This is a genomic window from Streptomyces sp. NPDC006372 (assembly GCF_040612515.1).
Taxonomy (GTDB): Bacteria; Actinomycetota; Actinomycetes; order Streptomycetales; family Streptomycetaceae; genus Streptomyces.
Map to the genome: position 1 here is coordinate 104,573 of NZ_JBEXQJ010000016.1, position 25,426 is coordinate 129,998.

At 69.5% G+C, this 25,426-nt stretch carries 16 protein-coding genes; 10 read left to right on the forward strand and 6 right to left on the reverse strand.

Features of this window, described 5'->3' with window-relative positions; all coding sequences use genetic code 11:
* Window positions 1–60 precede the first annotated feature (60 nt).
* The 6 genes from ABZ016_RS23455 to ABZ016_RS23480 all read left to right on the forward strand — a co-directional run bounded on the left by ABZ016_RS23455 (window position 61) and on the right by ABZ016_RS23480 (window position 6,204).
* A complete protein-coding gene (locus ABZ016_RS23455; RefSeq protein ID WP_356918602.1) occupies window positions 61–1,281 on the forward strand; it encodes a cytochrome P450 in 1,221 nt (406 codons plus the stop codon).
* Window positions 1,282–1,364: 83 nt separating this feature from the next.
* Window positions 1,365–1,988: a TetR family transcriptional regulator gene (locus ABZ016_RS23460; protein ID WP_356918603.1), complete on the forward strand. Its 624-nt coding sequence runs from the start codon at window positions 1,365–1,367 to the stop codon at window positions 1,986–1,988.
* Window positions 1,985–2,185, forward strand: a complete 201-nt coding sequence (locus ABZ016_RS23465) for a ferredoxin (RefSeq protein WP_356918604.1) — start codon at window positions 1,985–1,987, stop codon at window positions 2,183–2,185. Before ABZ016_RS23460 ends, ABZ016_RS23465 begins: the two co-directional genes overlap by 4 nt.
* Window positions 2,182–3,375, forward strand: coding sequence for an FAD-dependent oxidoreductase (locus ABZ016_RS23470; RefSeq protein ID WP_356918605.1), 1,194 nt, complete (start codon window positions 2,182–2,184; stop codon window positions 3,373–3,375). The genes ABZ016_RS23465 and ABZ016_RS23470 overlap by 4 nt, the downstream gene beginning before the upstream one ends.
* A gap of 20 nt (window positions 3,376–3,395) precedes the next feature.
* Window positions 3,396–4,679, forward strand: a complete 1,284-nt coding sequence (locus tag ABZ016_RS23475) for a cytochrome P450 (protein ID WP_356918606.1) — start codon at window positions 3,396–3,398, stop codon at window positions 4,677–4,679.
* Between the two features lie 76 nt (window positions 4,680–4,755).
* The gene (locus ABZ016_RS23480; protein ID WP_356918607.1) at window positions 4,756–6,204 is read left to right on the forward strand and encodes an MFS transporter; all 1,449 of its coding nucleotides are present in this window, start codon (window positions 4,756–4,758) and stop codon (window positions 6,202–6,204) included.
* Between the two features lie 169 nt (window positions 6,205–6,373).
* Here the strand turns inward: ABZ016_RS23480 and ABZ016_RS23485 are convergent, their stop codons facing one another.
* From ABZ016_RS23485 to ABZ016_RS23500, 4 genes are read right to left on the reverse strand one after another with little or no spacing between them, the layout of a single operon-like run.
* On the reverse strand, window positions 6,374–7,156 hold the full coding sequence (locus tag ABZ016_RS23485; protein ID WP_356918608.1) for a crotonase/enoyl-CoA hydratase family protein: 783 nt from the start codon (window positions 7,154–7,156) through the stop codon (window positions 6,374–6,376).
* On the reverse strand, window positions 7,153–7,344 hold the full coding sequence (locus ABZ016_RS23490; RefSeq protein ID WP_356918609.1) for a hypothetical protein: 192 nt from the start codon (window positions 7,342–7,344) through the stop codon (window positions 7,153–7,155). The genes ABZ016_RS23485 and ABZ016_RS23490 overlap by 4 nt, the downstream gene beginning before the upstream one ends.
* Window positions 7,341–7,829, reverse strand: a complete 489-nt coding sequence (locus tag ABZ016_RS23495; protein ID WP_356918610.1) for an AMP-binding protein — start codon at window positions 7,827–7,829, stop codon at window positions 7,341–7,343. The genes ABZ016_RS23490 and ABZ016_RS23495 overlap by 4 nt, the downstream gene beginning before the upstream one ends.
* On the reverse strand, window positions 7,808–8,431 hold the full coding sequence (locus ABZ016_RS23500; RefSeq protein ID WP_356918611.1) for an AMP-binding protein: 624 nt from the start codon (window positions 8,429–8,431) through the stop codon (window positions 7,808–7,810). Before ABZ016_RS23500 ends, ABZ016_RS23495 begins: the two co-directional genes overlap by 22 nt.
* 50 nt (window positions 8,432–8,481) lie before the next feature.
* Here ABZ016_RS23500 and ABZ016_RS23505 point away from each other — a divergent pair, with 50 nt between their 5' ends.
* Window positions 8,482–9,075 carry a TetR/AcrR family transcriptional regulator gene (locus ABZ016_RS23505; RefSeq protein ID WP_356918612.1) on the forward strand — a complete coding sequence of 198 codons (594 nt, stop codon included), beginning with the start codon at window positions 8,482–8,484 and terminating at the stop codon, window positions 9,073–9,075.
* Between the two features lie 980 nt (window positions 9,076–10,055).
* Here the strand turns inward: ABZ016_RS23505 and ABZ016_RS23510 are convergent.
* Window positions 10,056–12,710 carry a LuxR C-terminal-related transcriptional regulator gene (locus tag ABZ016_RS23510; RefSeq protein WP_356918613.1) on the reverse strand — a complete coding sequence of 885 codons (2,655 nt, stop codon included), beginning with the start codon at window positions 12,708–12,710 and terminating at the stop codon, window positions 10,056–10,058.
* A 135-nt stretch (window positions 12,711–12,845) separates the two neighbouring features.
* Here ABZ016_RS23510 and ABZ016_RS23515 point away from each other — a divergent pair, with 135 nt between their 5' ends.
* On the forward strand, window positions 12,846–15,485 hold the full coding sequence (locus ABZ016_RS23515) for an AAA family ATPase (protein WP_356918614.1): 2,640 nt from the start codon (window positions 12,846–12,848) through the stop codon (window positions 15,483–15,485).
* A gap of 1,670 nt (window positions 15,486–17,155) precedes the next feature.
* Here the strand turns inward: ABZ016_RS23515 and ABZ016_RS23520 are convergent.
* Entirely contained in the window at window positions 17,156–17,923 is a 768-nt protein-coding gene (locus ABZ016_RS23520; protein WP_356918615.1) for an NPP1 family protein, read from the reverse strand.
* Window positions 17,924–18,201: 278 nt separating this feature from the next.
* Here ABZ016_RS23520 and ABZ016_RS23525 point away from each other — a divergent pair, with 278 nt between their 5' ends.
* Together ABZ016_RS23525 and ABZ016_RS23530 are read left to right on the forward strand one after the other, a co-directional pair.
* The gene (locus tag ABZ016_RS23525) at window positions 18,202–21,963 is read left to right on the forward strand and encodes a hypothetical protein (protein ID WP_356918616.1); all 3,762 of its coding nucleotides are present in this window, start codon (window positions 18,202–18,204) and stop codon (window positions 21,961–21,963) included.
* Between the two features lie 165 nt (window positions 21,964–22,128).
* A complete protein-coding gene (locus tag ABZ016_RS23530; protein ID WP_356918617.1) occupies window positions 22,129–25,305 on the forward strand; it encodes a S8 family serine peptidase in 3,177 nt (1,058 codons plus the stop codon).
* Window positions 25,306–25,426: the final 121 nt, after the last annotated feature.

A 25,426-nucleotide genomic window follows, 5' to 3' on the forward strand; every position in this document is an offset into this window, starting at 1 on the left:
TTAAGTTCGGGTCAGAGGTTGCCTGAAGCGACAAGCAGGCACGGACCGTGAGGAGTGTTCATGACCGAGACCCAGTCGGACGACACGTTGCGCTACCCGCTCTCCGCCCCCGGCGCGCTCGTTCCTCCGACGGAGTGGCCGCAGTTGCGGCAGAAATGCCCGGTGGCCCACGTCACGCTGCCCAGCGGCGACCGGGCGACGCTGCTCACTCGCTACGAGGACGTCAAGCTTGCGCTCTCCGACCCGCGCCTGAGCCGGGAGGGTCTGGCCCGGCCGGACGCGGCCCGGATCACCGCCAGTGAGGCGGGCAGCGTCTTCGACAGCCCGATGGCGAGGGCGCTCATCGCCGAGGGGCAGGATCGCTGGCGGCGCATGGTCGGCAAGTGGTTCACGGCCAAGCGCATGCAGGCCCTGGTGCCCAAGATTGAGACGATGGCCGACCAGCTCGTCGACGGCATGCTGGAGCACGGGCAACCCGCCGACCTGGTACGGCACTTGGCCTTCCCGTTGCCGGTGTACGTCATCTGCGACATGCTCGGCGTTCCGGAGAGCGACCGGGACGACTTCAAGAACTGGTCCGACACGTTCCTCAACCTCTCCAAGTACACCGCCGCTGAGATGGAGGCGGCGCACCGCGACTTCGGCGCGTACATGGCCGGCCTGGTCGCCGAGAAGCGGCAGGACCCTCAGGACGACCTGATCAGTCAGCTGATCACGGCCACCGACACTGAGGGCCGCCCGATGTCCGACCTGGCCCTAGCCGCCACCGGCCAGGCGCTGCTGCTGGCCGGCCACGAGACCACCGCCGGCTTCATCACCACTATGGCGGCTGTACTGCTGGCCGACCGCAGCCGCTGGGAGCGGCTGCTGGCGGACCGTTCGCTGATCCGCTCCGCCGTGGAGGAGGTGCTCCGCTTCGAGCCCTACACCGGCTTCGGCATGCTCCGCTACGTCCACGAGAACACCGAGGTGCCGAGCGGCGCCGTGCTGAGCCAGGGCACCACCGTGGTGTGCAGCATGGCCGCGGCCAACCGCGACACCGGCGCCTTCGCCGGGGCCGAGGACATGGACCTCGGCCGCACCCCGAACCCCCACCTCGCTTTCGGTGCCGGGCCGCATTCCTGCCTCGGGCAGCCGCTCGCCCGTACCGAGATGCAGACCGTGCTCCGCGTGCTGCTGCGCCGCCTGCCCAGCCTCGACCTTGCCATCGACCCGGCGGAGCTGCGCCGTGTCGAGGGCCTCATCACCACACCGCTGCGCGAGCTCCCGGTGCGGTGGTGACTGTGGGCGGTACAAGCGAGCGGGCAGAGCAGGCAGAGCGGACGACTCGGGCGAAGCGGGTTGCCGAGACCCGTGAGGCGATCATGGACGCTGCGGAGCGGCTCTTCGCCGTGCACGGGCTGGCGGCGGTGTCGAGCCGTCAGATCAGCGAGGCGGCCGGACAGGGCAACAACGCCGCGGTGGGCTACCACTTCGGTAGCAAGACCGGCCTGATCCGGACGATGATCAGCAGGAGCGACGGGCCCATCGAGCAGATCCGGGAGCGGCTGCTGGCCGAGGTCGCCGGCAGTGACGACGTCCGGGACTGGGTCGGTTGCCTGGTGTACCCGGTCACCGAGTACCTCGCCTCGCTTGGCACGCCCTCCTGGCACGCACGCTTCGTCGCACAGGTGATGACCGACCCCGTGCTGCGGGAGGCCGTCAGCGCAGCGGCGGTCGACCGGCCGCCGCTGCGGCGGACCTTGGACGAACTGGGCCGCCGGCTGCCGGAACTGCCGAGGGACGTGCGCCAAGAACGCGACGACATGGCACGGCTGCTGATCGTGCACACCTGCGCCGAACGCGAACGCGCCCTGGCCGAGGGGACGAGCGCGCTCCACCCCGCATGGCGGCACACGGCGGTGTCGCTGACCGACGCAATCACCGGCCTGCTGCTCGCCCCCGTCACACCCCCACCCCGTACCGGATCCAAGGAGAACCCGTCATGAAGATCATCATCGACGAAGTCAAGTGCTGCGGCGCAGGCCAGTGCGTGCTCATCGCACCGGAGGTGTTCGACCAGCGCGACGAGGACGGCATCGCCATCCTGCTGGACGCCGAGCCCGCCCCGGAGCAGCACGCCGCCGTGCGCGAGGCCGCGAGCGTCTGCCCGGCCGCCGCGATCCACCTCGGCGAGGAGGCATGAGCGCACTCGAGAGCGTCCTGGTCGTCGGCGCCGGTGCGGCCGGGCTGGCCACCGCGGAGTCCTTGCGGCGCAAGGGATACCGGGGCGCGCTGACCGTGCTGGGCGCCGAGCGGCACCTGCCCTATGACCGGCCGCCGCTGTCCAAGCAGGTGCTGTCCGGCACCTGGCAGCCCGAGCAGACACAGCTGCGCGGGCAGGACGCGCTCGACGCCCTGGACGCGGAGTTCGTGCTCGGCGACCCGGCCGTCGCACTGGACGCCGCGACCCGCACCGTCAGCGCCGCCTCCGGGCGGACGCGACGCGCCGACGCGGTCGTGCTGGCCACCGGTGTCCGACCGCGTCCCTTCCCCGGCGCCGAGGGGCTGCGCGGTGTCCATATGCTGCGGACCCTGGAGGACGCGGCGGCGCTGCGAGGCGAACTGGCGGGCGCGTCGAGCACCGTGGTGGTGGGCGACGGCGTGCTCGGCGCCGAGATCGCCGCCACCGCGTGTGAACTGGGGGTGGACTTAACCCTGGTCGGGCCGCAAGCCGCCCCGATGGCGGGCCAGTTGGGTCCGCGGGTGGCTGAGCTGCTCGGCAGGGTGCACGCCGAGCACGGCGTCCGGCTGCTCCTCGGCGCGGCGGTCGCAGGGCTGACGGAGCATCAAGGCCACGTTACCGGTGTTCGATTGGACACCAACGAGGTACTGCCCGCGGACGTGGTGGTGGTCGCGATCGGGTCCGAGCCGGCGACCGACTGGCTGGAAGGCAGCGGCCTGGTGCTGGACAACGGAGTGGTGTGCGACTCCCGCTGCCGGACTTCCGCGGAGGGCATCTACGCGGTCGGCGACGTGGCCCGCTGGCACCACGAGGGACTCGGCGCCATGCTGCGGCTGGAGAACCGGACCAACGCCACAGAGCAGGCCGGCGCCGTCGCCGGAAACATCCTCGGCGAGGACCGCCCCTACACGCCCATCCCGTACTTCTGGACCGACCAATTCAACGTCAAGATCCAGGTGTACGGGACGCTCTCCGCCGACGCGGATGCCGAGATCGTCGCGGGCTCCGAGAGCGAGCGCCGGTTCGTCGCCCTCTACCGCAAGAGCGGCAGGCCCATCGGCGTCCTCGGCTGGAACATGCCCAAGCAGACCCGACTGCACCGCCAGACCCTCGTCGATGCGGTCGACCACTCCCTCGCGCTCCAGCGCTGAGCCCCTTGAAAAAGGAAGACATGAACCCCCCACACACGGCCCGCCCGGCACCGGCCGACATCCCCGACTTCCCCGAACCCCGTTCCGCCCGCTGCCCGTTCGACCCGTCCCCGGAGATGCGTGGCCTGGCCGCGTTCGGTCCGGTGTTCCGGGTGCGGAACTGGGACGGCAAGACCCCGTGGGTGGTGACCAGCCACGCCGAGCAGAAGGCGCTCCTCTCCGACAGTCGCCTGAGTGTGGACTTCGCCGCACCCGACTTCCCCAGCCCGGTCGCCCACCACGGCGGCGGGGAGGGCGAGGCCGGGGCCTACGGCGAAGAAGCGCAGGGTGGTGACAGCCACGGTGCCACCGACCTGAGCTTCGTAGGAATGGACGATCCGGAGCACGCCCGGCTGCGCCGGATGGTCAGCGGCGCGTTCACCATCAAGCGGGTCGAGGCCATGCGCCCTGCCGTGCAGGAAATGGTGGACGGCTTCATCGACCGCCTGCTGGAGGGGCCCAAGCCCGTCGACCTGGTCCAGGCCTTCTCGCTGCCGATCCCGTCGCTGGTGATCTCCGAACTGCTCGGGGTGCCCTACGACGACCACGAGTTCTTCCAGGTCAACAGCAAGACCCTGGTCTCGCTCACCGCCACCTCCGCCGAGCGGCAAGCGGCGCACACTGGCCTGGCCGAGTACCTGGACCGGTTGGTGGGCGAGAAGATCCACAACCCTGGCGAGGACCTGCTTTCCCATCTCGCCGGGAAGGTCAAAATCGGTGAGCTGACCCGCCGCGAGGCCGCCGTGATGGGCGTCCTGCTGCTGCTCGGCGGACACGAGACCACCGCCAACATGATCACCCTGGGCACCCTGCTGCTGCTCCAGCACCCGGAGCAGGCCGCACGCGTCCGCGAGACCGATGACCCCAAGGTCGTCGTCGACGCGGTCGAGGAGCTGCTGCGCTTCCTCACCATCGCCCATCTCGGGCGCCGCCGCACGGCGCTGGAGGACATCGAGATCGCCGGGCAGACCATTCGCAAGGGCGAGGGCGTCATCATGCTCGGCGAACTCGCCAACCGGGACCCGTCCGTCTTCCCCGACCCGGACCGACTGGACATCACCCGGGACGCCCGCCGGCACCAGGCGTTCGGCGCCGGCACCCACCACTGCATCGGCCAGCCGCTGGCCCGGATGGAGCTGCAGGTGATCTACCCCGCCCTGCTGCGCCGCATCCCCACCCTGCAGCTCGCGACCGAGCTGGACCAGGTCCCGTTCAAGTACGACGCCGTGATCTACGGCGCCCACGAACTCCACGTCACCTGGTGACCGGAGCGTTCTGAGAGCTTCCGGGCGGCCAGGACCTGTGGCCTGGCCGCCCTCCGCGCGTTTGCAGGAGTCCCCCATGTCCTCTTCAGGAGCACGTCCGGCCACCGCCCGACCCGGCGCCGTCATCGGCGTGCTGGCCATGGCCGGCATCGTCGCCTCGCTCATGCAGACCCTGGTCGTGCCGCTGATCGGCGAACTGCCGGTACTGCTGCACACCACGGCCTCCAACGCCTCCTGGGCCGTGACCGCGACCCTGCTGGCCGGGGCCGTGACCACCCCGGCCATCGGCCGGCTCGGCGACCTCTACGGCAAGCGCCTCATGCTGCTCGCCTGCACCGTGCCGCTCACCGTCGGCTCCGTGCTGTGCGCGGTGGCCTCCTCGGCCGGCATGATGATCGCCGGCCGGGGTCTGCAGGGCATGGGCATGGGTGTGATCGCGCTGGGCATCAGCGCGCTGCGCGACCTGATGCCTCCGGAGAAGCTGGGCTCCTCCGTCGCGCTCATCAGCTCCTCGCTCGGCATCGGCGGCGCGCTCGGCCTGCCGATCGCCGCCTCCGTCGCCGAACACGCCAGCTGGCGAACGCTGTTCTGGATCTCGGCCGGACTGAGCGCTCTGGTCGGGCTGCTGATCTGGCTCTATATCCCCGCCATCCCCCCGTTGGCACAAGGCCGCTTCGACCACGTCGGTGCGCTCGGTCTCGGCACCGGCCTGATCTGCCTGCTGCTCGGCGTCTCTAAGGGGGCCGACTGGGGCTGGGGAAGTGGTGTGACGCCAGGGCTGCTGATCGCCGCACCCGTCATCTTCCTCGCCTGGGCCTGGTGGGAGCTGCGCAACCCGGCCCCGTTGGTCGACCTGCGCGTCACCGCCCGCCCGCAGGTACTGATGACCAACGCCGCGTCCGTTGTCATCGGACTGGCGATGTACTCCTCGTCACTGATCATCCCTCAGCTCCTGCAGCTGCCCAGGACCACCGGCTACGGACTGGGCCAGTCGATGCAGGCCACCGGCCTGTGGATGGCCCCGGCGGGCCTGATGATGCTGCTGGTCTCACCGGTGGGCGCCAAGCTGTCCGCAGCCACCAGCCCGAAGGTCACCCTCTCGGTCGGTGGGACGGTCATCGCCCTCGGCTACGCCTCGTTCCTGGCGCTGTCCGGCTCGACCGGGGGTCTGCTGGTCGTCACCGTCATCATCAACAGCGGCGTCGCGCTGGCCTACGGGGCCATGCCCGCCCTCATCATGAGCGGCGTGCCACAGTCCGAGACCGCCTCGGCCAACAGCTTCAACACCCTGATGCGCTCGGTGGGCACCTCCGTCTCCTCCGCCGTCGTCGGCGTCGTCCTCGCTCACATGACCGTCAGTCTGGGCGGCCACGCCATCCCGTCCGAGGACGGCTTCCGCACCGGCATGCTCATCGGCTGCGGCGCCGCCCTCGTCGCGGCGGTCATCGCACTGACCATCCCGGTGCGCAAGCCCGCCCCCGGGCAGAGCGACGAAGACGTGAAGGCGATGCTCGTCCAGAAATGATGACGGCGGCCATGACGGCACGGAGCACGGTCGCGGCCTTTTCTCGCCCCGCACCGCCAGGCAATGTGTGTGAACGGACGAGGGCGTGGGTCTGGCACCGACGGGCACGGAGCAGGGGAGCCGAGTCAGTGTGGCCATACCTGTTGCTCCGCAGGGTGATGGCGGGGACTCAGGTGAATGAGCCGTGCCGGCCGGCCCCGGCGGAGAACCGAGCAGCCCCGAAGGTGCCGTCGGCCTGCAGAGACGCCAGTCCGACAGCTGCTTCGAAACGTAGCGCGTCGACCTCTGACAGACCGCTCTGCTCGTACGCTGACCGCCTGTCGTTGCGCAGGCACGTCTGGGGGAATCCGGCGATCTGGCGGGCGAGTGCTTCAGCCTCGCTCCGCGCGGTTCCAGGGGCGACGACCCGGTTGGCCAGTCCGAAGGCGGCAGCCTCCCGGGCGTCGACGGGACGGCCGGTGAGGATCATGTCCATGGCCCGGCTCATGCCGATGAGCCGGGGAAGTCGGACGGTGCCGCCGTCGATGAGCGGTACGCCCCAACGGCGGCAGAAGACGCCGAAGGTGGCGTCGACGGCCACGACCCTGAGGTCGCACCAGATGGCCAGCTCCAGTCCGCCGGCGACCGCATATCCCTCCACCGCCGCGATCACCGGTTTGGTCAACTGGAGCCGTGTCGGCCCCATGGGGCCGACACCCGGCACCGCGACCGTGTTCCCGCGCTCGGTGCCCACGGCTTTCAAATCGGCGCCGGCGCAGAAGTGCCCCCCGTCGCCCCACATGACCGCTGCGTCAGCGTTCGGGTCCTCGTCGAAGGTCTTGAACGCATCGGCGAGCTCTGCGGCCATCGGCCCGTCCACGGCGTTCCGCCGTTCAGGCCGGTCCAGGATGACGGTCGTGACGCGGTCGCGGGTCTCCACCCGGATCGACTCGTACCTCTCCGCGTCGGTCACGTGTGTTCCTCCCACAACGGCTCACGCAGCGCTCTGCGGAGGATCTTGCCGACCGGCGACTTCGGCAGTGTGTCGACGAACTTGACGTGCTTGGGCACCTTGTAGCCGGCCAGCCGGGAGCGCACCAGCTGCCTGAGGTCGTCCTCCGTGGCTGTATGCCCGCTCTTCAAGCTGACGAACGCCGTCACGGCCTTGACCCAGACCGGGTCCGGGCCCCGACGAAAGCGCACTCGGCCACCAACGGGTGTCCGGCGATGGCCTCCTCGACTTCTCGTGGACAGACGTTGTAACCGCCCGTGACGATCATGTCGCTGCGCCGGTCGACGAGGAAGTGGTAGCCCCGGTCATCGGCGTAGGCCATGTCCCGGGTCCGGACCCAGCCGTCCGGAGTGATCACCTCGGCGTTCAGTTCCGTCGCCCCGAAATAGCCGGCCATCTGGCTCGGCGACTTCACCTGCACCTCGCCGATCTCTCCGCCGCGGACCGGTTGCCCCTGCTCGTCGGCGAGGCGGAGGTCCATGGCGACCGACGGCCGACCGCAGGAACCGGTGAGCGCGGGGTCGAGGTGGTCCATCTCGCTGAATCTCGGCAGGACGACGGAGGCGGCGCCGCGGATCCAGTAGGGCAGCACGAAGGTGCCGCCGACATGGATCAGTGATGCGGCATGGAGCATGACCGAGTCCGGTCCGGGTGACAGGCGTTCGCGAGGATGTTCGCGGTGATCGCGGCATAGGAGCCCTGGGTGTGGGTGGCCGCCTTCAGAACCCCGGTGGTGCCCGACGCGTGCAGAAGCAGCATCGGGTCGGACTCGCACAGCGTCACGCAGGGATCGAGAGGGCTGACGCCGTCGGCCTGGGCGAGAAGGTCGATCCCGTCCGCCGCTCCAGGACCTCCCACCCCCACGGTGCGGACGCCGCCCACGCCCGCCAGTTCGCCGGCCGCATCGCCGAGTCCGCTCTGATGCAGGAGCCAGGACGTCCCGGTCTCTTCCAGCATCCGGCGGTGCTGGGCGACCGAGAGCCGGGGATTCAGTGGCACGCGGACGATCCCCGCCTTCAGGCATGCGAAGTCGAGCGGCATGGACCACAGGCCGTTGTCGACCAGCATGCCGAGGTGGTCACCTTTCGCCATCCCGGCACCCAGCAGAACGTTGGCGAAGCGGTTGGCCGTCTCGTCCACTTCGGCGAAGGTGAGGGAACGATCTCCGAAGACCACGGCTGTTGGTGTTGGGTGGTGTCGCGCACCACGCCGCTCAAGCTCGGCAGCTGTCACCACGGCGCCTCCAAAAAACAGACCGTCTGATCGGTCTTATTAGACTGGAGGGCGTGGAAACGAACAAGAGGCGGCAGGAACGGTGGCTGGCGACGCGAGCGGCACTACTCGATGCGACCGTGGAGACTCTGGTCGATGACGGCTACGCCAACACCACCATGCAGCGGGTTCAGGCCCGGGCCGGCGTTTCCCGAGGCTCGCTCACCCATCACTTTGCCTCGATGCAGGAGCTCCTCGTCGCAGCAGTGCATCACGTCGCCGAAGGCCAGCTTCGTGAACTCACCAAGCTGGTCAGCGGAAGCAACACCCCCACCGACATCGGGAGCCTGGCGGGCATGCTCTACCGGTTCATGTCCGGGCCCCTGTTCGCCGCAGGACTCGAACTCTGGATGGCTGCCCGGACAGATCCCGTCCTCCGCCAACACCTCGTCCCCGCCGAACGTGACCTCGGCCGGCATCTGCGTTCGACCCTCAGGGAAAACCTCAGCGGACCTACCGGCCTTCGCCTGGAGCGCGACGATCTGGAGACCCTCCTCGCACTTCTCCGAGGCATGGCCATCACCGGTGTACTCCGCGAGGACGGAGAAGCCCAGCGAGCGCTCCTCACGCGATGGGTGGCGCGGGTACAGAACGCGGACCACGAGTAGACGAGAACAAGTCCGTTCCTGCCAGGTGTGGGATCTCAGGTCCGTGCACTTCGACGTGCCTGTGACCTGCTGTGGATTGTTGCCTGGGCGAGTGCGTCTCCTGGGCGGCCCAGGCCGCGAGGAGGCGCAGGCCGTCTTCGCGGTGAGGCGGTGAGCCGCTGCGGCTGGACGACACGGAGCGCGCGCACCTGTACGACCTGGCACATGCGCCAGTGCGAGGCCGACTCGGGCCCGGCGCCGGCCTGCGCGGGCCAGTCGTGCGGCCGACTGCTGGTCGCCAACCCGTTGGGGCGTGCCCTGTACGGAGATGTACACCGACTCGTCCCACGCGGGGAACACGGCTCGGTTCGTGTTCCTTGATCCCTGCTGCGCGGCGGTTCCACGCCGACTGGGAGCGCATCGCACCGAAGGCGCTGTGGGCGCGCTGCGCATCGAGGCGGGCAAGGGCCCCTATGACCGGAAGCTGTCGAATCCCATCGGGCGTTCGTGGCGGCGGAACGTGCCCGGGGTGGTGAGGGACCCTGTCGGTGCCCCTCGCAGCGGTGGCTCGGCGCGTTCCTGCGGGCCTGACAACGGGACTGGCCCCGTACAACTCGCCCCATCGACCGGGTCAGCGGCGCCTCGCGCATGAATTTCAGGGGAACGCCGTTGTCGCAGACCTGGAGCTCGATCCCCGCGTGGCTGCGGTCCGCTGTCCTTGCCGACCCGCACATCGAGCTTCACAACGACAGCCTTGTGGAGAGCGTCGGCCAGGACGCGGATTCCGCCTGCCGCCTTCGCCGGCTACGTGATCTGGCTCGGCCCGGCCGGCGAAGGAGCGCTTGCGTCACCTCACCGGCGTCGTAGTCGCGGCGCTGACCAGCCGGCGTTCCTGAGCAGCGAGGACGACTGTCTGCTGGGTTATCCGCTGCCCCGCCGCGACGTACCGTGAGCTCGCAGACGACGACTTGCTCCGGCGAGCGCCGGAGGGAGGCCCCTGACTATTCTCCAGCCAATGGGAGGCGGCCGGCGAGCATCGCCATGGCGAGTTCCACCCGGGTACGGCATCCGGTGCGCGAGAACAACCTCGAAAGCCGCCCTTCGACACTTTTCTCGCTGGTCCGCAGGGCCTTCGCGATCTGTTTGTTGCTCAGATTTTGTGCGACGAGCACCGCGAGCAACCGCTCGTTCTCCCCGACGGTGGCCTGTCGTCCTGGCACCGCCACTCCGTGTACGCGCATGAGAAGACGCACCCAGGCCCTCGCCATCAGCGCGTCTATCTCGCCGAGCAGGGAGTAGGCGTCCGACAGCATCGTCGGCTCGACCACTCCGTGGTGGACCAGGCGTATCAGCACGGCGCTCTCTTCTATTGGCTGCTGCCGTTGCCGGGCCAGACGAAGTGCGGCGTCTGCGGCGCTGCGGTCGGAGTGCACCACGGAGTGCAGGGAGAGCCGCGAGATCTCAGCGCATTCAGTGCCGAGCCGGTGGGCGATCCCGTCGACCTTCTTCAGATAGGCCGGCAAGCGCTCGGACCGGCCAAGACTTCTCGCGATATCGGCCAGATGCACCCACAGCGCGTCAGTCCCCGCCACCACGCCGTCCGACTCGGCCCGGCGCGCAGCGGCCCACAGCAGTGACTGTGCCCGTTCGGCCTCGCCGAACGCCAGCTCGTACAACGCCGCGGCGGGTGCGAGCAGGTGGGGCAGCGCGGGCTGCCTGGTGCGGGCCAGAGCCAGCAACTCGTTCGCACGGGACAGCCTGCCCCGGTGCAGCAGCAGCGTGGCGGCGTGGTGGTACATCGCGCACTGCACGGCTTCACAACCGTTCGGGCCGGTGGCGATGCTTCGGCGTGCCAGCTCCAGGGCGTATTCCGCGTCTCCGCGAGAGAGGGCGATGACCATTCGGCTGGACAGACCCAGTTGTTCGGAGCTCCTCCCGGTATCGGCAAGCAGCCGTTCGGCACGGCGGAACTCGCCCAGTGCCAGGAGATCACCGGCCCGGAGGTTCACTTCGTCGGTCGTCGCCTCTTCCGCCCGGCAGCGTGCGGGCAGGGCCGCGATGTCCCGCTCGAACTCGTCCCTCCGGCCCAGCCACAACTCCGCTGCCGGGAGGATGGACCTGACGTGTCGCCCCGTCAGCATGCCCTGCTCGTGTCTTCGGACGATGCCCAACAGACCGAGTGCCTTCCGCCAGCGACCGAGCAGCGACAGGGCGAACGCCTGGGCGAAGGCACGCTCCAGCGGCCCGCCCGGCCAGGGCCACCAGCCGTCGTCGGCGACCTTCTCGAGTGCGGCGAACTCCCCTACCCGGTACAGGGAGGCCAGGTGGACGAAGCACACATCGAGAAAATCCTCCCGGCGGAGCAGGTCACCGTAGGTCTGCAGCAGATACTCCGAGGAACCCAGGCCCGCATCGGCCCGGCTGTACGCCAGGCACGCTCGGGCGTGTCTCAGCAGTATGCCGGCCCGCTGCGCGGGGTCGGCGGTCAGATCGGCGGCGGCTCGCAGCCACTCGACGGCGCGATCGCCGTCGTACCCCGCCACTCGCTCGGTGTGGGCCAGCAGCTCGTACCTCGCCCGCTCCGCATCCACCAGCTTTCCCGCGTTCGCCAGCTGCCGCGGGAGGTAATCCGGATCGGGGCAGCGGGCGGTGCCTTCCCACAGCGCGGAGACAGCGAGCTGAGCCAGCCGACGCTGTTCGAAAGGTCCCAGCGACGACCTGAGGGCGGCCTCGACCATCGGCAGTCGGTACTGCCAGACGCCGTCCGTCCGGCGGTATCGCAGCAGGCCGGTCTCCTCAAGATGGGCGAGGAGACCGCGAACCTCCTCTACGGAAAGGCTCATGCCTTTGGCGACCAGTGCGGGAGCGCTTTCACCGAGCGGGCTCAGCACCGCCATCGCCTTGGCGGCGCTCCAGACGGCGCTCCCCATCTCGCGGATCGTCAGCGTGAGGTCATGGTCGGCCGGAGGGAGCGGATCCATGCCGCCCGTGAGGTAGAGGTGCCGGTCCACCACCCGGGTCAGACCTTCGTCCCGGGCGATGTCGAGCGCCACGCGGGCCGAGGCGGGCCAACCGCGGCTGACACGCCACAGCCAGGCGACCAACCGCGGCTCGGGTCTGGCCCCGGTCGCGGCGGTGGTCCGGGCGCCGAGCAGCCGCGGCGGCAGCGGACGCAGGGCCACGTGATGGACCAGGCGGTCCCTCCGCAGGCGGGCGAGCGCCGCCGAGAACGCGGCGCGGGAGGCGTGGGGCACGGGCAGAGCGACGGTGCACACGCAGAGGGTGTTGGTGCCGGACAGCTGCCGGACCAGGGCTTCGAGGGAGAGGAGGGCATCCGGGTTCAGATGATTGAGTTCTCTGAAGACCAGGACCACACCGGCGGGGTCGAGCAGTGCCGCCATGGCAGACAGCCGTTCGGAGATACGGACGTCGGGCGCCGAGGCGCTGAACGCGAGGTGGACCACTTTCCTTTCGGCACCACTGGCTCCCGCCCGGAGCCTGATGCCCTGGGCCAGCAACTCCTCCAGCGCGGAGCGGAGTTCGATGCCGTCCGGACCGCTGATCACGACCAGGTTCGGGCCTTCGGCCGCGCGGACCGCGTCGACGGCTTCCCGGATGAGGTGTTCGTAGTGGCAGTCGGATCGGTCTGTGCGCACGGCTCCTCGCCGAGTCAGGTGAGACTGGTCGTCGCCCGGGCCACGGTGTGGCCCGGGCCGGACGCCTGTGCGTCCACTGTGATCGTTTCAGGAATCATTGAGAGACAGGTAAGAGCTGAAGGAAGGGAGAACGGGGTGCCGAAGAAGCGCGGCGCCATGATCGGCAGGACAGCCGAACTGGCAGCCGTTGACGAGGCGGTCGGGCAAGCGGTGCTGCTACTCGTCCGGGGACGCGCCGGCATGGGGAAGACAACCCTCCTGAGGGAGGTCCGTCACGCGTGGCGGACTCGCGGCCCCGGACTTGTGCTGATTCGTTGCTCCTCCGACACTCCGCGCTGGGATCTGTTCTGCGCGCAGGCCGTACTCGACGGATTCCGGGACGCCTTTCCCGACATCGGTGATGCCCGGCTGGCCGAGGCGATGGCCGCGGTGGGCAGGCTCTGTCTGCCGGCGACCTACCGCTCGGACCGCGCCCGGGCGGCCCTCTTCACCGAACTCGTGCGGCTGTTCACCCGGCTCTGCCGCAGCGCTCCCGGCGCCGTGTTGATCGACGACGTCCATGCCGCCCCGGACCCGGCACTCGCGATCGCCGCAGCGAACCGTGCCGGCTGCACGATTGTGGCGGCGTCCCGCGACGCGGGGATCAGCACCGAACCGGCCTCCTTCGTCACGCTCGCGGACCGGGTCGTCGACCTCGACCCGCTGTCCGAACGTCAGGTCGACGACTTGCTGGCCGGTGCCGTCGGCGAGCTGCTGGACGAGGCGGTGGCGCCCGTGCTGCGCGCCGCGCTGGGCACGCTGGCCGGAATTCCGGGCAGCGTACTGGGCACCTTGGAAAGGCTGCGTCGCGACGGCCGCTTCACCCGGTTCCAGGGATATCTGTGCCTGAGGGACCCGGCCATACCGCCGGCGCTGCCGGCGCACCACTGGCTGGTGCGGCAGGTGGCGCTCCACGGCGAGCTCGGCAGGCGACTGCTCGCTGTGATCGCCGGAGCCACCCGGTTCTGCATGGACGACCTGCTGATCTTCGCCGAGGCCTTCGGCCACGACATCGCCGCCTGCGGCCGCACCGTGGACAGTCTCGTCGCCGCCGGGGCCCTGGAGTGCGACGACCACGGCGTGCTGCGCATCTCCTGTCCGGCGCTGGTCACCGCCGTACTGCCGGGCACCGGCGCGGACGAGGCAGCTTCCGTGCATCGAGCGATTGCCGAACACCTGCTCAGCGCCGACGACACGCTGTCGCCGGGACCGGCGGTACTCGCCTATCACGTCGCGTTGGCCGATGCCGCCCTGCCCGCCACCCCTTCCTTCGGGCCGCTGCTGGGCCGGGAGGCCGCCGGGGCCCTACAGGCACGCCCCGCGCTGGCCGCCCGCTGGTACCGGGTCGCTCTGCGCCACTGCGAGCCCGGGGTACCGCGGACCCGAGTCCTCGCAGCGCTACTGCCCTTGCTGCTGCGGCTGGCCGACTACGAGGCCCTGGCCGATGTCGTAGCCGAGACGGTGCAGGCGGGCTGCGACGGCCAGCGGCCTGGCGAGCTCGCCGCATATGCGGCGCTGGCTGCCGTCCACACCGGCCGACCGATGCCTGCCGCGGAACACGAGGCCCTGGTCGACGATCCGGCGAGCCGCGGCCCGCTGGCGTTCGCCCGCCGCTGGTTCATCTGCGGAGAGCCGCTCCGTATGAGCGAGCCGACGTACGCCTTCACTGGTCTGACCGGGGAGGGCCCACTAGGCACCGTCCGGCCTGGCGACCCGGCCGAGGCCGGGGGCGACCTGTTCGACCCGGTGGCCTGGTTCAAACGGGTGGTCGGGGGAGGCTACGGTGAACCGGTCACCGGCCCGCTGGCGGCCTACGGGCGCATCAGGCGGAACTACCTGCGAGGCGACTGGGCCCGCATCCCCTCCGAGGCCCGGGCGCTGGAGCTGGCCGCCCTGCCCGACAGCCCGGTCCACCACGCTGTCCGTCTGCTCGCCGCAGAGGTGCATTCCACCCTCGGCGATGTCGAGCGGAGCACCGCATGGCTCGAGCGATCGAGCGAGGACAGCCCGTTTCCCGCGCTGCGCGCCTGGGCCGCCATGGGCATCGCCTACCGGACCGGAGAGTGGGAACAGGCCCGGAAACTGGGGTGGACGAGCTACGAGGAACTCGGTGACCATGTCGCGGAGGGAGGACGGGTCGGCATCGGGTGGCTGCTCGTCCGTCTGGTGTTCGTCGAGTGGGCAGGGGGCGATGGCGAGAAACTGCCACTCCTGCACGCCGAGACGAAACGATGGCACGCTCGTCTGGGTGGGACCAGCCTGCGGGCAGCTGAACTCATAGCCCGCGCACTCGCCGAACGCGACTACCCCAGCGCGAGGACGGCCGCGGACATCTTGCGCGAGCACGGCAGCCGGAGCGAACTGATGCGGGCATGTATGACAGCCGCGCTCCTCGCCGACGAACCACGCCCCTGGTACCACGAGGCCCATGAGATCGCGAAAAGCCTCGGCGGTGGTCTCCAGCAGACGGGCATCGAGGCGGTGATGCGCGACTCAGGTGTGGCCCCGCCCCCTGAACGCACGAGCCCCGCTGCCCTGTCCGACCTCGAAGCCCGCATCGTCGCGCTGGTCCGGCAGGGACTGTCCAACCGGCAGATAGCGGGGAAACTCCGGATCAGTGAGAAGACCGTCGAGAACAGCCTCACCCGCGTGTACGCGAAAGCCGGCTGCCGGTCCCGGCTGGACCTGACACTGGCCGCCATGGAGGGACGCCTCGCCACGCAGGCGCCCGGCTGAGACGTTCCCTCGAGGATCGGCCGTGGGGTTCGTGAGGGGTTTCCCCCTGTGCCGACCGCGCCTCCTGAACGGCGGTACTTCCTCCGCCACGATGTTCCGCAGTGAGACACTCTCGCCGAACGTGGAGATACGTCAGGTTGCCGGACAACAAAGAACTGGATACCGAGGGGCAGCAGGCCGCTCGCAGGACACCGGTGACCGTACTGGCCGCCTAGGGCTCGTTGGTGTATCTGCCAAAGCGGCGCAGGCTGATGGGGTCAGGCTCTATGGCCCTGGATTTCCTCTCTAGCGGGACATCTCCTGAAGCTCGCTGCAGAAGGCCGTGAGTAGCTCAGCAAGGACAAGGAAGGGCGTTATGGGTAAACGAATATCACTGGTTGCCGCGAGTATCGCGGTGGCTATTGGCTTCGGGGTCGGGATGGCTTCTCCCGCTAGTGCCGAGATTTTCGGTCGCTACCACTCCGAAGCAGACTGCCTTGCGGCGAAAAGCAGGCCGGACCTCTACTGTGACTGGAGTCCCGGCGATGACGGACGCGGGGTGTGGCTGCTGACCGACAGGTACGGGGGCGGCTGACGGCGGCCCCTTGATGGCCGTGGGAGCGCCTGTTCGGTCCCACCGAAATGGATGAGCACAGCATCGCTGTGCTCATCCATTTCTTGTTTCGGAACGCTGAGCGCGGCCAGCGTGACTCGGGGAAGACGAAGAAGTCGAGGTCGGCCAGGTCGGCCCCCTTGGTGAACTGCTGGCTGACGAACATGCCTGGCAGGTATAGCCGACCATCTTTGAGGTGCCGTTAGGGCTTTTGCGTCCTTGCGGCCGACTTGGACACGGCGTCGTCCGCGTTGAGTCGGCGCTATCGCGTGCCCGGCCGTCACTCCGGGCGGCAGGCAGGCCGGAACGGCCCGCGCATTGCCGCTGCGGCCGTTCCGCCGGCGTCTCGTCACTTCGGTCAGCAGACGCGTCTTGTCGAGCACAGCGAAAATGGCCGCAGCGGCAGGCAGTCACCTCACAGGGCAGATCGCCTCTGGGTGCTCAGCCGTTCAGTGATGAGGCGGCGCGATGACTGATCCATCACCCGAGTAGATCGGCACATGGCAGACCTGATTGCAAACGGGCTGCACTCTGTCCAGCGCGGCAGCGGACTGAGCCGACACACACATCCCGATCAGAGCCACCGCTGTGACTGCCACCGCTGCGCCCGCGCTTCGCCTGCGCCTGGATTCTGTCTTGTTATGTTCCACGAGGACGTCCAATTCGCGTAAATGAGATGAGTCTCCCCGAGATACCTGGGCAGGTCGGAAGACGGAATCCCGGTTCACTCAACCTGACTTGTCCTGCCGAAAACCACCCTAGCGTCAGCTTGGCGAGGAGATCGTCAAGAATAGTCAAATTGAGTTGCCGGAGGTGTGGCGAATGTCGTTCTCGACGGCGGAGCCGACCATATGAGCAAAGGATGGTTAAGTGCCCTGGGGGTGCAGGTGAAATGTCGCGCAGGTTGTGTGATCTGTGGTCATTGGCCTTGGGGGCACGACAGGGGTCGTGATAGCCCAGGGTTGTGGCTTCTTCTGTGGGCTTCCTCCCCGTGGGCCTCATTCGGCTTCAGTGCAAACGCACCGCCGGTGGGACAGGGGAGAGTCCCACCGGCGGTTGTCTGCGGGCCACTCAGGTGTCAGAACGCGGGGACCTCGGAGGGCCGGGCCTTGTTGAGGTTGCTCACGAGATTCCTGGCCAGCGGGAAGTTGGCGCTGCCCCAGTTGGCGTTGGACAGCTTGTCGCGCAGCCCACGGTCCATGTTGTCCAGGGTGAGCAGGGCCGGGCGGTCCCATCCTCCGTTGCCCCAGGCTTCCGGAACTTCTCCCGCCTTCGCGAAGCGGAAGGCATGCGTGCTCGCGCCGTCCTTGTGGTAGACGATCTTGACGCGGTTGCCGTCCATCGGTACCTCGTTGACCCGGTGGGTGCTGTAGCCACCGTGGCGGGAGGCGGCCAGGTACATGACCCTGTCGGGGTTCTGCTTCACGAAGACGACGACGGACTCCATGTCGTGGCGGTGCCCGAAGCCGGAGGTTGCCTGGTCCTTCTCGAAGTACAGGGTGTAGACGATCCCGCACCAGCCGTTCTTGCACAGGGCCTGCGCGTACGTGTTGGCCTTGCCGAGGTGGTTGCTCTTGCACCCGCCACCGGCCGAACCGGTCGGCGCGAGACCGCCGTTGAGGTTCCCGTTCGCGTCGATAGCCGCTGCGGGATAGCAGCCGTCCTCGTCGTAGTCGAAGAGCGGCTGGTACTTCTTCTGGAACGCGGTGGCGTTCTCGGGAAGGGGGGTCAGGACGGCGGCGGATGCGCTGCCCGCCAAGCCGAAGGTCAGCACGGCGACGCTGCCGGCGACGAGCGCGGTCCTGCCGAGGCGGGCCTTCCTTGTGCTCTGCACTGCCTGCGCCATGTGGTTGTTCTCTCCACTTGCTCGGGGGGCCTGGGCCCAGCTCGGTCGTGCCGGGAATCCGGCGTGGCGGACCCGAGGCTGGCAAGCGGAATGTTGTTCTGGCACCCACTTCATCAGCGCAAACAACTAAGTTCTTGCGGCCGGTTGTTCGGTGGAGCGTCGCGTCGCTGTCACCAACGCAGATCGGTAGGGCACCGATGAGGTCGGACCGGTGTCTGAACGTATAAGTCGTAGGCGATGCCGCGTCTGTTGTGCGCGTGGCGTGGGAGGTGAGGTTCGTGGGCCGTCCCGAACGACCTGTGGACCCTGAGGCAGGTCCCGTTCAGTTGCTTGCACATGAACTCCGCGAGTTGCGGCGAGCCGCCGGCAGCCCGTCGTACCGGACCATGGCCAAGTCGGCGGGGTTCTCGGTGACGACCCTGTCGCAGGCCGCGTCCGGGCAGCGGCTGCCTTCGCTCGCCGTCGTGCAGGGGTACGTGCGGGCGTGCGGGGGCGATCCGGGCGAGTGGGCGTCGAGGTGGAAGGAAGCGGAGGAACAGGCGGCGCGGCAGGTTCGCGCGGGGGAGGACGACGCAGCACCGCCGTACCGGGGTCTGGCTTGCTTCGAGCCGGACGACCACGCGCTGTTCTTCGGCCGGGACCGGATGGTGGACGAGCTGTGGAGGCTGGTGGGCATGCACCGGTTCGCGGTGCTGATCGGAGCCTCCGGCAGCGGCAAGTCCTCGTTGGTGCGGGCCGGTTTGATTCCCCGCCTGGAGAAGGAGATCGCGGGTCTTGGACGTCCGGCGGCGCTGCGCGTGCTCACCCCGGGGGTGGAGCCGGCCACGACGTACGGGCACCTGTTGGCCCCGACGGCAGGGCAACCGGAGAGCTGGGTGGTGGTGGACCAATTCGAGGAGACCTTCACCCTCTGCCGGGACGGGGCGGAGCGGGCGCGCTTCATCGATCTGTTGCTTGCCGCCCGGGATCGGGACGCTCGGCTGCGGGTGCTCATCGTCGTACGGGCGGACTTCTACGCCCGGTGTGCCGAGTACCGGGAGCTGGCGGACGCGCTGTGTCGCGCCGGACTGCTGATCGGACCGATGACTGCGGACGAGCTGAAGGAAGTGGTCGTCAAACCGGCGCAGGCGGCCGGCCTGTTGGTGGAGCGGGAACTGACCGCGCGGATCGTCAAGGAGGTCATCGACCAGCCCGGTGGCCTGCCGATGCTCTCGCACGCCTTGCTGGAGACGTGGCGGCGGCGCCGGGGCAGACTGCTGACCGTGGCCGCGTACGAGGCAGCCGGTGGTGTGCGCGGCGCCATCGCGGCGAGCGCCGAGGAGGTGTACGGCCAGATGTCCGCGGCCCAGGCGGACGCCGCCCGGCAGTTACTGCTGCGGCTGGTCGAGCCGGGACGGGGCACCGCGGACACCCGGCGCCCGCTCACTCGTGCCGAACTGGACGAGTGGGCGAATCCTTCGGTGTCCTCTGTGCTCGAACTGCTGGCCCGCGCCCGACTGCTGACCCTGGACGACGACGGCGTCCAGCTGGCCCACGAGGCGTTGATCAGTTGCTGGCCGCGGCTGCATGGCTGGATCGAGCAGGAACGGGAGCGACTGCTTCACCACCGGCGTCTGACCGAGGCCGCCCATGTCTGGATGGAGCACGACCGCGATCCCGGTGCCCTGTACCGGGGCAGTCGACTGGCCCGAGCCGAGGAAATATTCCCCGACCATGCCCGGGACAGCGCCCTGACCGAGGCAGAACGGGCCTTCCTCGCGGCCGCGTGCGCGGCGCGGGAGGCGGAGCGCCGGGCTGCCGCCCGGATCGCCCGAAGATCCCGGCTGCTCGTCACCGCATGCTCCGGCGTTCTGGTGGTGGCGCTGATCGCCGGCCTGGCCGCCTGGCAGCAGCAGCGGGACAACCAAAGGCAGCGCAGGGACAACACGGCCCGTCGCGTCGCCGCCGTCGCCGACGCACTGCGCACCACCGACCCGAGAACCGCGATGCGACTCGGCGTGACCGCCTGGCGACTTGCGGAACTGCCCGAGACCCGCAGGGCCCTGCTCGCCTCGCTTGCCCAGCCCGAACAGGACACCTTCATCGACCCCGTGCCCGGCCCTGGTCGCTGGAGGTTCCTTGCCGACTCCGGCCGTACGCTGTTCAGCGTCGACGGTCGCACCTGGCGGACCTGGAACGTGGCAACGCACCGCCCGATCGCCTCCGGACGTCTGCCGGCCGGCCGCGTGCTCGTGGCCAGTCCCGATGCCCGGGTGCTCGCCCTCGACGGGGACGACGGGGTCCGGCTGTGGGACACGTCCGCTGGACAGTGGACCGGTGGCCCGGGCCGGCTGCCCAGGGACTGGTACGAACTCGGCTTCGGCGCGAGCGGCAGGAGCCACCTGGTGAGCAGCGCCGACCACGGGGTGCAACTGCTGTCCGTCGAGGACGGGAAGTTGCTGTTCGAGGACCGGGAGGTGGCCGACAGGGTCGTGGCGACCCCCAACGCGGATGACCGGCTGGTGGCCCTCTGCCCTTCCGGACGGTCGCCGCAGGTCTGGGACATCGGCCGTCACCGCACCGTACCCGGCGACTGGGAACACGCCCGCGACGTCTGCGGCGAGCACACGACGGTGACGTTCGGGGAAGCGAAGGGCGGCGACCGTGACCGTTTCGCCGTCGTGTCGGAGACCGGCGTCCACGTGTGGGACATCCGCTCGGGACACAAGGTGGCAGGCATAGAAGACCGGGACGTGGAGCACACGGCCCTCAGCAGCGACGGTGCCTTCCTGGCCACCGTCGGTCGCGGCGAGCTCAGAGTCTGGCGGCTCGCCGCGCCCGCCACGCCCGTGTTCCGGCACGCCCTGAACAACCAGCGTCTCTACGACGGTCTCGCCTGGGACCCCTCCGGTCACGTCCTGCGCTACCTCGAAGGAGGCACGGTCCACTCCCTCGACCTGGCGGCGGCCGTCACCCCCGCATGGCGCGACCGCCCGCTGGACGGCGTCCTGCTCAGCCCCGACGGCCATACCCTCGCCACCGCCGAACGCATCGGAAGCCACTACCGCTTCCAACTGCGCGACACCCGCGACGGGCGCCTCGCGCGAACACTGCCGTCTCCTCCCTTCCCGATCACCCGAGACCGTGCGTTGCCCGTCCTTCCGCAGGACACCCTGCCCCTGATGGCGTTCAGCCCCGACGGCGCCTCGCTCGCATACGGCACTTCGGCCCTCGGCGACAACGCCGCCTCTCAGCGGTTCACGGTCTGGGACGTAACGCGTGACCGAAAGCGCACCACCCTGGACCTCGCCACCACACCGTCCGCCGCCGAGGTCGCGTCCCTCGCCCTGGGCCCTGGTGGCCGCACCCTGTACGCCTCCCGGGTGCCCACCCTCGGCGACCCGACGGGCGAGGTATGGGACACGGCGCGCCACCGCAGGACCACCGCCTTCAGGGAATGGGCCAGTACCCACCTGGCCCTGCGCCCCGACGGCCGCCTCCTCGTCGGCGACAACCGCGCCGCCGCGCTGCCCACCGGTCCGGTGGCTGGTCAAAGCCTCGTGCAAGGTGAGGAGATCGCCGCGCTCGCGTTCAGCCTCGACGGTTCCCGCCTGGCGGCCGGCGATCAGTCTGGCCGGGTCGCGCTGTGGGACGGGAGTGTGCGCCACCGTCTCGGCGTCCTGCGGAACGTCTTTCCGCCGCCGCTCGGTGACACTCCGGAAGGCGTCAGTGCCCTCGCCCTGAGCCCTGACGGCCGCACCCTCGCCGTCGGCGGCGACGCAGGCACCCTCCAACTGTGGGACATCGCCACTCAGCAACCCCTCGGTGGTCCCCTCACCACCCCCGGCGAGAACATCACCTCCCTTGCCTTCAGCCCTGACAGCGGCACCCTGTACGCCAGTAGTAGGCACGTGCCGCGCCAGCGGTACACGATCGAGCCCTCCCGGGCTCTCGCCATGGTCTGTGCCCGGGCGGGCGCCGATCTGACGAGGGACCAATGGCGCACATACATCCCTGAGGTGTCGTACCGCAGGGGCTGCGGCGCAACCCGCCCACACTGATCCCCGCGCTCCCGACCCACGCCCAAACTCGCGCCGCGTGGAGGGTTGGTGAGGACCCGCCAGTAACTCCCCAATTCCTCTTTCTCCTGAACCTCAGCAGTCACAAGATGTCGATCAACACGGGGATGAATACGACTACCAGTACGTAGGGAAGAGGACATCGACGTGTCCCACGACCAACCCGACCACCGCCGAACTGCCGGTCGCAGACCGGCAGTTCTTGTCCTGGCGGTTCCGGTACTCGCCGGAAGCATCGCGCTAGCCACCGTCTCGCCCGCGCAGGGCGGCACACTGGACGGCCTGAACACGGGCAGGACGACAGGCGGATCCCACGCCGACCATGTCGCCAACCCCGAGACGCAGCAGCACCATTACCCAGCAGGGACCTACTTGGTCCAGTTGGCCGACGAACCCGTCGCCGCCTACACGGGGGGCACGGAGGGGCTGAGGGCCACCAAGCCCGTGCAGGGGAGGCGACTGGACGTCGGCTCCCGCACGGTGGACGCCTATCAGGACCACCTGAGGGAGCAACGTGACGACGTGCTCGCCGAAGTCCCGGGCGTCAAACCGCTCTACACGTACGACATCGTTGCCAATGGCTTCGCGGCCAGGCTGACCGCCGCCCAGGCGAACCGGCTGGCCCGCACACCTGGCGTCGCATCGCTGTCCCGCAACGAGACCATCCCGCTGGCCCGGACGGCCGAGTCTGGCGACACCTCGGCCAGCGCAGCACACACAACGGCGACCGCCACGGCTGCCAGAACCCTCCCGGTCCCTGACGTAGCCGCGTTTCTGGGGCTGAAGAGCGAGAAGGGGCTGTACAGCAAGTTCCCGGGCGGACAGCGCAACGCGGGCGCAGGCACGATCCTGGGCGTCCTCGACACCGGCATCGACACCCACAACCCGTCACTGCGGGCGCTGCCCGAACCTCGTCCCGATGCCGGCATCATCGCCAAGAAGTGGAAGGGCGAATGCGACCCGGGCGAGGACACCGCGCACCAAGTCCGGTGCAACAACAAGGTGATCGGCGCCCAGTACTTCGACAAGGGCCTCACCCATCCCACCGAGGGCGACTGGAAGAGCCCGATGGACGCCGACTCGCACGGCACCCACACCGCCACAACAGCCGCCGGTGACATGGACGTCGAGGCCACCGTCCCCGACACCGGCCTGTCGGGCCGTATATCCGGGCTCGCGCCCGCCGCCCGCATCGCCGCCTACAAGGTGTGCTGGAGCAACGGCTGTTCCACCATCGACCTCGTCGCCGCCATCGAGAAGGCCGTGGCCGACGGCGTGGACGTCATCAACTACTCCCTCGGCGGGCCCAGGGTCCTCAACGGGCCCACCGAGACCGCCATGCTCAACGCGACCAAGGCAGGCGTCTTCATCTCGGCCGCGGCGGGCAACGACGGACCGGACACGGTCTCCAATCAGCTCCCCTGGATCACCACCGTCGCCGCCTCCACCCACGACACCGGCTACCGCACCACCGTCACACTCGGCGACGGGAACTCCTACACCGGCGCCGGCATCAGCGCCTCCGCCGTCGGCTCCGCCCCGCTGGTCGACGCCGCACATGCGGCGAGGAGCGGGTCCACGGCCGCCGACGCCGAGCTGTGCCTGTCCGGCACCCTCGACCCCGAGAAGGTGAAGGGCGCGATCGTGCTGTGCAAGCGTGGTATCAGCGGCCGCACGGACAAGAGCGCTGAGGTCAAGCAGGCCGGGGGCGTGAGCATGGTGCTCGCCAACGCCAGCGCCTCCGATGAGGAGAACGCCGACGCGCACAGCGTCCCGACCGTCCACCTCAGCAGCACCGACGGACAGGCCGTCAAGTCCTACGTCGAGCGGGCCGGAGCCGGCGCCACCGCGCGGCTGAGCGCCGCCGAGGCAGTCCACCAGCGGGCCCCGATGGTGGGCGGCTTCTCCTCCAGCGGCCCCGACACCATCAGCGGCGGCGACCTGCTCAAGCCCGATATCACGGCCCCCGGCGTCGACATCGTCGCCGGTACGGCCAAGGGCAGCCCTGGATTCAAGGGTGCACAGGGCCTCATGACCGGTACGTCGATGTCGACGCCGCACCTCGCGGGCCTGGCGCTGCTACTGCGGGCACTGCACCCGGACTGGTCCCCGGCCGAGATCAAGTCGGCCCTGATGACCACGGCGACGACCACCGACAACACCGGCAAACCGATCCAGCGCGCCGGCGGCACCACCGCCACGCCGCTCGACTACGGTGCCGGACAGCCCGTGGTGACTGCCGCCGCCGACCCAGGGCTGGTCTACGACTCCACCTCCGCCGACTGGACCTCGTACATCTGCGCCATCGAGGGTCGGCTCGTCGACGACCACGGCACCGACGCCTGTGCCACGGCCACCAAAACCGACCCCAGCGACCTGAACTACCCGACCATCGCGGTCGGCGACCTCGTCGGGCACCAGACCGTCACCCGCACTGTCACCAACGTGTCGGCCACCACCGGCGTGTACACCGCCAAGGTCAAGGCGCCGGGCGGCTTCAAGGCCACGGTCTCGCCGCGGAAGCTGGTCGTGGTGCCGGGTGCCTCCGCCACGTACAAGGTCACCTTCACCCGCGAAGGCGCGGCCTACGGGGACTGGTCCTTCGGCTCCGTCACCTGGGCGGACACCGGCGCCCGCCACACGGTCCGCAGCGCCGTCGCACTGCGCGCCGCGCGGTTCTCCGCCCCCGCCGAAGCCACCGGCAGCAGCACCGGTTCGCTGACCCTCCACCCCAGAGCCGGCTGGAACGGCACGCTCACCGCACGGGTGACAAGCCTCTACGCGGGCGAGACGAAAACCGGCACCCTGACCGGCACCAACCCGGAATTCGACCCGGACAACGCACCGGCCGACCTCCCGCCCGCCACGATCAGTACCGAGATCCACGTCCCCGACACGACCAGGTTCGCACGAGTCGCGATCCTGCCCGCCGAACACCTGGACAAGAGCGACCTGGACCTGTGGGTCGTCGACAAGGACAGTGGTGAGGTGGTCTCGACGCCCCGGGCCGGCAACAACGAGCACGTCGACCTGAAGCCGGGCACATACACGGCCTACGTCAACCAGCTCGCGCTGCCGGAGGACATCCGGAGCCAGACATACACCCTGCACACCTGGCTCATCGGCGACGACGTCCAGCCCGACCGCCCGGCCGCGATCGCCCCCGCCTCCCAGCCGGTCACCGTCGGCGACACCCCGACAGTGACGGTGTCCTGGCCGGACCGCTCCCGTGAGGCGTCCAACGCCTACCTAGGGCTGGTGGAGTACGGCGACGCCACCGTGGCGGTCGGCCGGACCGCCCTGACCGTCATGGTCGCACCGTAGGACGAGAGGACCAGCCTTGGCGGACGTCCCTGCGGCGTCCGCCCGGGGCGTGGTGCGGCAGCCGGGCGGGCCTCGCAGTCCGGCCCGTTGTATGAGCAGAAAGTCGGCGGGCAAGCCACGC

Bases quoted from the DNA above. Each gene is read 5' to 3' on its own strand.
- ABZ016_RS23520 (WP_356918615.1), bottom strand. From the start codon at position 17,923: ATGGCGCAGGCAGTGCAGAGCACAAGGAAGGCCCGCCTCGGCAGGACC.
- ABZ016_RS23480 (WP_356918607.1), top strand. From the start codon at position 4,756: ATGTCCTCTTCAGGAGCACGTCCGGCCACCGCCCGACCCGGCGCCGTC.
- ABZ016_RS23495 (WP_356918610.1), bottom strand. From the start codon at position 7,829: ATGCTCCATGCCGCATCACTGATCCATGTCGGCGGCACCTTCGTGCTG.
- ABZ016_RS23460 (WP_356918603.1), top strand. From the start codon at position 1,365: ATGGACGCTGCGGAGCGGCTCTTCGCCGTGCACGGGCTGGCGGCGGTG.
- ABZ016_RS23475 (WP_356918606.1), top strand. From the start codon at position 3,396: ATGAACCCCCCACACACGGCCCGCCCGGCACCGGCCGACATCCCCGAC.
- ABZ016_RS23470 (WP_356918605.1), top strand. From the start codon at position 2,182: ATGAGCGCACTCGAGAGCGTCCTGGTCGTCGGCGCCGGTGCGGCCGGG.
- ABZ016_RS23455 (WP_356918602.1), top strand. From the start codon at position 61: ATGACCGAGACCCAGTCGGACGACACGTTGCGCTACCCGCTCTCCGCC.
- ABZ016_RS23465 (WP_356918604.1), top strand. From the start codon at position 1,985: ATGAAGATCATCATCGACGAAGTCAAGTGCTGCGGCGCAGGCCAGTGC.